Raw genomic sequence first — 8577 nt, 5'->3', positions numbered from 1 at the left:
TTTTCTTATTTTTAGTCTTTGTTTGCCTTTGGCTGCCCATGCCAATCAAAGTGCACAAGTCAGCACGACCAACATCATTTTGCTTGTGTTTTTTATTTCCTTATCTTTGGTCGTGTCATTCATTTGCTCAATATCAGAAGCCACGCTTTTGACGATGACGCCATCTTATGTCGATACCCTGCAAGAAGAAGACCCAAAAGCCGCAGCGCTCTTGGAAGATGTTAAGGTTAATAACATCGAAAAATCCATTTCGTCCATCCTTACTTTAAATACGATCGCACACACGCTAGGTTCACTTGGTGCTGGTGCGCAGGCGACGATTGTCTTTGGTGATGTGTGGTTTGGCGTGTTCAGTGCAGTAATGACGATTGCGATTTTGATTGGTACAGAGATCATCCCAAAGACGCTAGGCACGACTTACTGGCGACGTTTTGCTATTCCGGTGGCGTATTATGTGCGTGCGATTAATTTTGTGTTAATGCCGATCGTGTGGTTCGCTGAGAAAATCTCTCGGTTGGTAACGCGTGGTAATACAGAATCGACTTTTAGCCGACATGAGTTTATTGCGCTTGCCAATCAGGGCGAGAGCTTGGGGCAGATGAGTGAGCTTGAGACGCGTATTATTAAGAACTCTTTGGCGCTTAGCATGATTAATGTCGAAGACATTGTGACGCCACGTTCTGTGATCATGGCGTTCGATGAGACGATGACGGTGGGTGATATTTTTGCCAATCATCCTAAGCTACCGTTTTCTCGTTTTCCGATTTTTAGTGAGGATTTGGACAATACTACAGGTTTTATTCTAAAGTCTGACCTGCTCATCGCCAAGGCTAACCAAGAAAATCACACGCCGATCAAGCATTTCAAGCGTGATATTAATTTTGTGTTTGCTAAAATGAAGCTGTTTGATCTGCTTGATCTTATGCTAAAAGAACGTGTTCATATCGCGTTGGCTGTGGGTGAATTTGGCGAGGTCAAAGGTCTGGTAAGCCTTGAAGATGTGCTAGAGACGCTATTGGGTCTTGAGATCGTTGATGAATTCGACCGCGTGGATGACATGCAGGCATTGGCACGTCAATTAATGGATCGCCGCATGAATCGCATCGGGGCCAAGCTTGAAGAAGTTGAATCATTGGATGATGATAAATAGAGCAGCACACATTAAGCTCTTAAAACTGCAACAAGTTGTTACAATTAGCCATGATTGATTAAAGCTAATTTGCTATCTTGACCTTATCTCGTCACACCGACGATAATAATTCATCTACATGAGGTGCAACATGAGAATCAAGAACAATAAAAAAACTTACCTAAAAACAGGCATGAAAATCGGCGCAATCGCCACTGCGATCGCAGCGATGACGAAGCTATCGATGAATAAAGTTAGCCGTTCTATGGGTCTTGGCTTGGTGGCAGCATTGGGCGCGGCGACATTAATCAGTGCGCCAGCCCATGCGATCAGCGAAGCATCTGTTCAGGCTTATGCGGCTGCCATGAATCAAGCAGCGAACAGCCAAAACATCGGTCAAATCTCACGCCTTATCTCTGATGAAGTCATCATCTCATTGACTCGTAACGGCAAAACCGCCAATCTAGATAAGAACGGCTATCTACAGCTTCTCCAAAAAAGCTGGGCTAAATCAACCAATTACCGCTATAACATCCGCATCAGCGACGTGGTCATCGCCGGCAACCAAGCCCGAGCTCAGGTAGTCACTACAGAAACATGGATAGAAAATGGCAAGCCCGTTAAGCTCATCACGACATCGCGAGCGACACTGTCAGAATCTGGCTCTAATGCGGTGCTACTTCGTTCGGTGTCGCAGGTAACGATTAATTGATTTTTTGCGTTGTGACTTAATGGCGCTACCGCTCAAAAGTTAGTTATTTTTTCAGATACTTTACCGTCAGTTGTGTTTTGTAAAATAAGCAGGGCTGACGGTATTTTTGTGGTAAATTTTTTATTTGATGGTTGATAATGCACAAAAAATCAGGCATTATTAAGCAGTTATTTTTACATTGTAAGGTTTGATGTTTGCTTTGATTGTACCAAGTGAAAATCTGCCGATATTTAAGACGCCTAAGTACTGATTGATGTTGTGCTTGGGTGGATAAATTATTTGTAAAATATGGAATTTTATTCATTTTTATGTTTAGGTAATTAAGGCTTATCGCATATGTCACATTCATCGTCCACCAACGGCCATCCAGACCACACAAAAAACCAAAAAAACTCACGCACAGTGGGGCTGATGAAGCCATTGACGCTTGCTGTGTCGGCGTATTTTTTGGCAGCGTGTAGTAGCACAGGCACTACCACGCCAACCGGCACTATTGCGCGCACAACACCAACGCCAGCCGCCCAAAGCCAATCAAGCGGCTATAGTGGCGTGTTGGATGAGGCGATGCTTGATGAATTGGAAGATTTATTACAAGCCACCGACATGAGCATGGTGCAAGGCGACGCATTAACGGTTCAACGCTACGGCAACTTGTGGGATCGTGTACGCCGTGGCTACAAGATGGGCGATACCTATAACGCGCGCATTGAAGCTCAAAAGTCGTGGTTCTATAGCCGCCAAAGCTACCTTGATCGCCTGACCGCCCGTGCATCACGTTATCTACATCATACAGTAACAGAAGCAGAGCGCCGTGGCATCCCAACGGAGCTAGCGCTACTGCCAATCATTGAAAGCTCGTACGACCCATCTGCCACGTCTAATGCGGCAGCGGCAGGTCTGTGGCAGTTTATCCCAAGCACAGGTCGTATTTATGGTCTAAATCAAAGCTCAAGCTACGATGGTCGCCGTGATGTGATCGAATCGACTCGCGCTGCCTATGATTTCTTGACCAGTCTGTATAACCAGTTTGGTTCTTGGGAGCTTGCCTTGGCGGCCTACAACGCAGGTCCTGGCAGAGTATCTCGTGCGATCCGCGCTAACGAAGCAGCGGGCTTGCCGACTGATTATTGGTCATTGAATCTACCGACAGAGACGATGAACTATGTGCCGCGCTTTATCGCGGTGTCGCAGATTGTCGCATCGCCATCTAGCTATGGCGTAAACTTACCAGCCATCGCCAACCATTCGCATTTTAGAACTGTACCGGTGAACTATGGTGTTAGCTTACAAGAGATCGCCAACATCACAGGTGTGCCTTTTGATGAATTGCGTCTACTGAACCCAGCATTAACGAATTTCACGGTTGATAGTGCAGGTCCAAATCGTATCGTGATTCCTGATAGCCTAAACAGCAGCGTTGATGACCAGCTGTCTGCATTGACTGGCTTTGGCTATGGCGGTTCGTATTCAGCCACAGCGCCTGCACAGACGACGCAGTACGTCCTGCCAAATAAAGGCGCTGCTGCCAACTCAACATCTCAGCAAGAGCTGATGCAGTCTAATACCTTGCCGACCACCATCGCGCAAGTGACTGCCAATAACACCATCGTTCAAGAGCCGCCATTGACTCAGGAAGAGCGAGACTTTATCGCCGCACAGATTCAAGCGACGACACCTGAAGCAGTACAAGCAGTAAACCCTAATGACGGTAATATCCAGCTAGACGCATTACAGACAGCTCAGTCTGTGTTAGAGGCGCGTGGTCAGTCCAAGTCGCTAAGCTACTCAGCGCCTGCCACGACTGTTGCAGTCGCACCACAGCCACAGCCTGTTGTATCCGAGCCCGAGCCTGTCATTGAGCCAAGTTATACACCGCCACCTGCGACAGCTCCGCAGCAGCCGCGTCCGCAGACGAATGCCAATACCTCTCGACCTGTAGAGCGCAAGCCTGCAGCACGTCCTGAGAGTTATACGGTGCGTTCTGGTGATACTTTAACAGGTATCGCTGCAGCGAATAACCTGACAGTAAGCCAATTGGCAAGCTATAACAACATCAGCACCAACACCTATGTTCAACGCGGACAGAAATTGTGGCTGGTGCCAGGCAAGGTCAAACCAGCACCTAAGCCAACACAAACAGCCACCGATACAGCCGCTAAGACCAATAACGCTGCCAACAACACCAAGACAGCAACACACCGCGTACAAGCAGGTGAGAGCTTAACTTCTATCGCACGTAAACACGACATCAGTGTGCATCAGCTGGCTGAGCTTAACAGTCTGTCGCCAACTGATGGTCTGCTAATTGGTCAGCAGATCAAAGTACCTGCTGCAAAAGTAACAAATGCCGCGCCTGCCGCCAATACAGCAACGAAGCCTGCCAGTCAGCGTGCAAGTTCTCAGACGGGTACTTACACTGTTAAGCCTGGCGATACGCTAACAGGCATTGCCAATAGCTTGGGCGTGTCTAATGCGGACATCGCAGCGTTGAATAACTTCCAGCCAAATGCCGGCATGATTGCAGGTCAGGTTATTAAGGTGCCAGTATCAAAGGAAACTGTCGCTCGCAAGCTAAATAACCAACCGATCAAATACACCGTAAAATCTGGCGATAGCCTGACATCGGTGGCAGCACGTCATGGCATCACCATTAAGGAATTGGCTGATGCGAATAACCTAAATACCAATTCAAACCTGCTATTAGGTACGACCATCACCATTCCTGCTGCAGGTTCTGCTAAGTCTGCCGCTATTGCCACACCTGCTCACAGCCAAAGCGCAAACACTCAAGCGGCGCCATCACAAGCAGCGCCTGCAGGTAACACCATCGCCAATACTGAAAATTACACCGTTCAATCTGGTGAACATTTAACAGGATTGGCGACTAGATTTGGTGTGTCTGTCAATGATTTGGCGAAGACAAATAATCTTGCCACTAATGCTCAGTTGCGCCGCGGTCAAGTTATTAAGGTGCCAAAGCTTACCACAACCTATAAGGTAAAATCGGGCGATAATCTGATCTCGCTAGCACGTCGCTACGGCATCAGCACTGAAGAGCTTGCAAAGATGAATAATCTTGAGAATAACGCAAGTCTTCGTATCGGTCAAACCCTAACTGTACCGAACAAATAAACCAAACAAAAACCGCACATAGAGTGCGGTTTTTTATTACTTAAATAAATGCTATATGCTAGAGCCTAAAGTCTTGTTTATTTACAGCCTAATATCATGCAGGATTGTCAATATCTACAAATACCACTTCCACGCCCATCTCCTTAGCGACGACCTCGCCAAGCGCACGAATGCCATCGCGTTCGGTGGCATGATGCCCCGCAGCAAAATAATCTATGCCTAGCTCACGCGCACTATGTGTCGTGCGCTCGGAGATCTCCCCTGAGATGAACGCATCGCAGCCCATCTTGGCGGCTTGTTCAATCATGTCCTGAGCGCCACCTGTACATAGTGCGATCTTGGTGAGGTGGGATTTACCACTTACGATATGTAGTGGGGTGCGACCCAGTTTGGCAGTGATTTTGTCAGTAAAATCAGCAGGAGTAATCGGCTCGCATGTAGCGATATTGCCAATCGGATGCTTCTCATAAGGATATAATGCGCCAGTTACCTCAAGGTCAAGCGCCTTGGCAAGTAGGGCATTATTACCGATAATAGGATGGGCATCTAAGGGTAAATGATATGCGATGAGCGATATCCCATGCTGCATCAATGTGCGCACACGACGACCTTTCATGCCAACCAAAGGCGCGGGTTCACCTTTCCAAAAATAGCCATGATGTACCAAAATCGCTTGTGCATCTTCACGGATGGCTTCATCAATGAGTGCTTGACAGGCGGTCGTTCCAGTGATGACCTTGGTGATGGGCATGTCGGCATCGACTTGTAGTCCGTTGGGGCAGTAGTCGTTAAATTCATCCGCGCTTAGGTATTCATCACAAAAGGCACTCAGAGCGGTAGCGGTAATGGCGGTCATAATAATTCTACAATAATAAAATAAATTATTTTAACGATTTTTTGTTTATTGTGCAAATGCTGGGTGTTTGTGGTGATTTATAAAATTGCAGCCTCACTCGGTGATTGATCGTATAATTGAGTAATAATTTTATTTAAATTCACTTTATCTTCGCAAAATTATCCCAATATTTACCCATTATAATACCGAAGATTTATTTTAAATAAGGATACTAAATGAACCATCCGCAGCATTCACCACGCCTTGAGAGAGGTGCAAGTATTTGGCTGATTTTACCATGGCTGATCGCATTAGTGCTGGCAGCTGTTTTGTATTGGGCGTTTTTTATGCGCACGCCTCAGCAGGCAATAGCGCAGCCGACACCCGAGAATCAAGCTTGGACACCCGTAACGGCTGAACCTGCCCAAAGTTCCAACGCAGCGCCTGCCATCAGCTCATATAAAGATGCAGTCGATCGCGCCGCCAAGTCAGTGGTTAATATCTATACAACTCAGACCATTCGTCACCCTTATATGAACGATCCGGCTTTTAGAGAGTTTTTTGAGCAGTATTATGGCGCGCAGATGCAGCAGGGCGCAAGCTTAGGCTCGGGGGTGATTGTCTCAAAAGATGGCTACATCGTCACCAACGCGCATGTCGTCAGTCAGGCAGATGACATCATCGTCGCGCTAAACGACGGCCGAAAAACGCGCGCGAAAGTCATTGGTAGCGATGCAGACAGCGATCTGGCCGTGATTAAAGTGGCGCTTGATGATCTAGAGCCACTGGCGTTTCGCAGTTCACCCATCAGTGTTGGTGATGTGACACTTGCCATTGGCAATCCTTTTGGTGTTGGCCAGACAGTTACTCAGGGCATCATCTCAGCGACAGGGCGTACAGGGCTTGGTATTAGTAGCTTTGAGGATTTTATTCAGACGGATGCAGCGATTAATCCGGGTAATTCAGGTGGGGCGCTTGTCGATTCCGAAGGTGCGCTTGTTGGGATTAATACGGTTATCTATTCGCGCTCAGGTGGTTCGATGGGCATTGGCTTTGCCATTCCGACAAGCATCATTGAACAAGTCATGAACGCACTCATCACCAATGGCAAAGTCAGCCGTGGTTGGCTTGGTGTTGGTATTGCTCAGAATCAAACTAACCCGATCAGCCTAGAGTCTAGCCAGGGCGTCTTGGTGGCGCAAGTCTGGGAAGGTACGCCCGCTTATGCCGCAGGACTACAGGCAGGCGACGTCATCGTGGAGTTAGATGGTGTTGCGATTAAGGATGCCAATACTTTATCAGGTGTGGTGTCTCGGCATACACCCAATACCACACTAACAGCCAAAATCATCCGTAATACAAAGCCCATGACACTTCAAATCACACTTGGCGAACGCCCCAATCTAGACAGATAACCCAAAAATAAACCTGCCACTTGAGCAGGTTTATTATTTGTAAGATTAATCAACCGATGATCTTAAAAGACTGCAATAAGAACAGCAGGGTGAATGCCGACAAGAATGCGATACCTGCGATGGCGTACCACTTCATCACTGGCGTGAGTTTGTTTTCGCTCTTGATGAGTGAGTAGTTTAGGTAGCCAAAAATGGGCGCGGTAACAAAAGCGCTGATCATGGCGAATTTTAATAATGCGGCCAATTGACCCATAAAGAAGGCAATCAATACATAACCTGCGATTGCGGTGAATGTTGTCCATAGTTTGACATATTTTTCAGACAACAGGGTGTCGCCTGACTTAATCAGCGATAGACTCTCTGCGTTGGTACGTCCATAGCCGTCGATACACGTGATCACCGTGCCGAACATGCATAAAAATGCAATGAAGGTAACCAGCAATCTTGACCATTCTCCGATGGTCTGTGTGTACATCTCGATCAGCTGACCAACATAAGCGCCGCCTTGCATGGCAATCTCTTCGCCCGAGCCGTACTGTACGAATACGCCAAGCGCCAAGAAAAATAGTGCCAGAATCGAAGATGTCATATAGCCCACGTTAAAGTCAACCATGCCTTGATAACGGCTGGTGTGATCGGTGCGGATTTTCTTGGATGTCCAGACCGATGTGATGACTGAGAACTCTAGTGGCGCTGGCATCCAGCCCATGAGTGCAATGATAAAGCCAAGTGCTGCTAGATTCCACGGCGATGCCTCAATAAAATCAGGCTGCATCACAGGAGGCTTGCCCACGGCAACCGCGACTGCAGCGATGGTTGCGATGGTCAGCGCCATGATGATCCACTTAGTGATGTTGTCAAGTGCCTTATAGTGACCAGCCACCAACAGCACCCATGATGAAATCATAACCGCCGCCGCAAGTGGTAACGTGCCAAGCTCGAACGGTAACAAATGACCCAAAATCACAGCACACAGCAGGGCGACGGCACCCGTACTGATGATGCCTGACAAGATGCACAGAATAAAGAAAATCCACAAGTAAACGCGTGATTTTTTGGCATAGCCGACAACTAGACTGTCGCCTGTACTGTAAGCGTATTCGGTACCAAAGCGATAAAATGGGTACTTAAATACGTTCGCCAAAATAATCATGATGGCAAGCTGCCAACCATAAAGTGCACCAGCTTGCGTTGATGAAATCAAATGCGAACCACCGATTGCTGCTGATGCCATCAAAATACCAGGCCCGAACGCACGCCAGTTTAGTTCCTTGCTCGTGCCTACTTGGGATAAATCTCTCATAATCCACCAAATTCCAAAAAATAAAAACAACATACTAAAACAAAAGCGCAA

Annotated in this window: 6 protein-coding genes; 4 read left to right on the top strand and 2 right to left on the bottom strand. The window is 47.3% G+C overall.

Annotated features, from left to right (window positions below):
- Window positions 1–7: 7 nt before the first annotated feature.
- The 3 genes from GY683_RS06150 (at window position 8) to GY683_RS06140 (ending at window position 4973) form a co-directional block, all read left to right on the top strand.
- Window positions 8–1150 (top strand): CNNM domain-containing protein, encoded by a 1143-nt coding sequence (locus GY683_RS06150; protein WP_297287906.1) that lies wholly within the window; start codon window positions 8–10, stop codon window positions 1148–1150.
- Between the two features lie 130 nt (window positions 1151–1280).
- Window positions 1281–1841 carry a hypothetical protein gene (locus GY683_RS06145; RefSeq protein ID WP_297287905.1) on the top strand — a complete coding sequence of 187 codons (561 nt, stop codon included), beginning with the start codon at window positions 1281–1283 and terminating at the stop codon, window positions 1839–1841.
- 336 nt (window positions 1842–2177) lie between these two features.
- Window positions 2178–4973, top strand: a complete 2796-nt coding sequence (locus GY683_RS06140; RefSeq protein WP_297287904.1) for a LysM peptidoglycan-binding domain-containing protein — start codon at window positions 2178–2180, stop codon at window positions 4971–4973.
- 94 nt (window positions 4974–5067) lie between these two features.
- On the opposite strand, the gene GY683_RS06135 is transcribed toward GY683_RS06140, so the two are convergent.
- On the bottom strand, window positions 5068–5829 hold the full coding sequence (locus GY683_RS06135; RefSeq protein ID WP_297287903.1) for a Nif3-like dinuclear metal center hexameric protein: 762 nt from the start codon (window positions 5827–5829) through the stop codon (window positions 5068–5070).
- Window positions 5830–6044: 215 nt separating this feature from the next.
- On the opposite strand from GY683_RS06135, the gene GY683_RS06130 reads away from it, so the two are divergent.
- Window positions 6045–7223: a trypsin-like peptidase domain-containing protein gene (locus GY683_RS06130; protein ID WP_297287902.1), complete on the top strand. Its 1179-nt coding sequence runs from the start codon at window positions 6045–6047 to the stop codon at window positions 7221–7223.
- Between the two features lie 49 nt (window positions 7224–7272).
- On the opposite strand, the gene GY683_RS06125 is transcribed toward GY683_RS06130, so the two are convergent.
- Window positions 7273–8526 carry a divalent metal cation transporter gene (locus GY683_RS06125; RefSeq protein ID WP_297287901.1) on the bottom strand — a complete coding sequence of 418 codons (1254 nt, stop codon included), beginning with the start codon at window positions 8524–8526 and terminating at the stop codon, window positions 7273–7275.
- Window positions 8527–8577: the final 51 nt, after the last annotated feature.

The organism is Moraxella sp., from assembly GCF_024227015.1.
In the GTDB taxonomy this organism is placed as follows: domain Bacteria; phylum Pseudomonadota; class Gammaproteobacteria; order Pseudomonadales; family Moraxellaceae; genus Moraxella.
The sequence above is the reverse complement of the archived record's forward strand: the minus strand, read 5'-3'. Positions and strand labels throughout refer to the sequence as shown.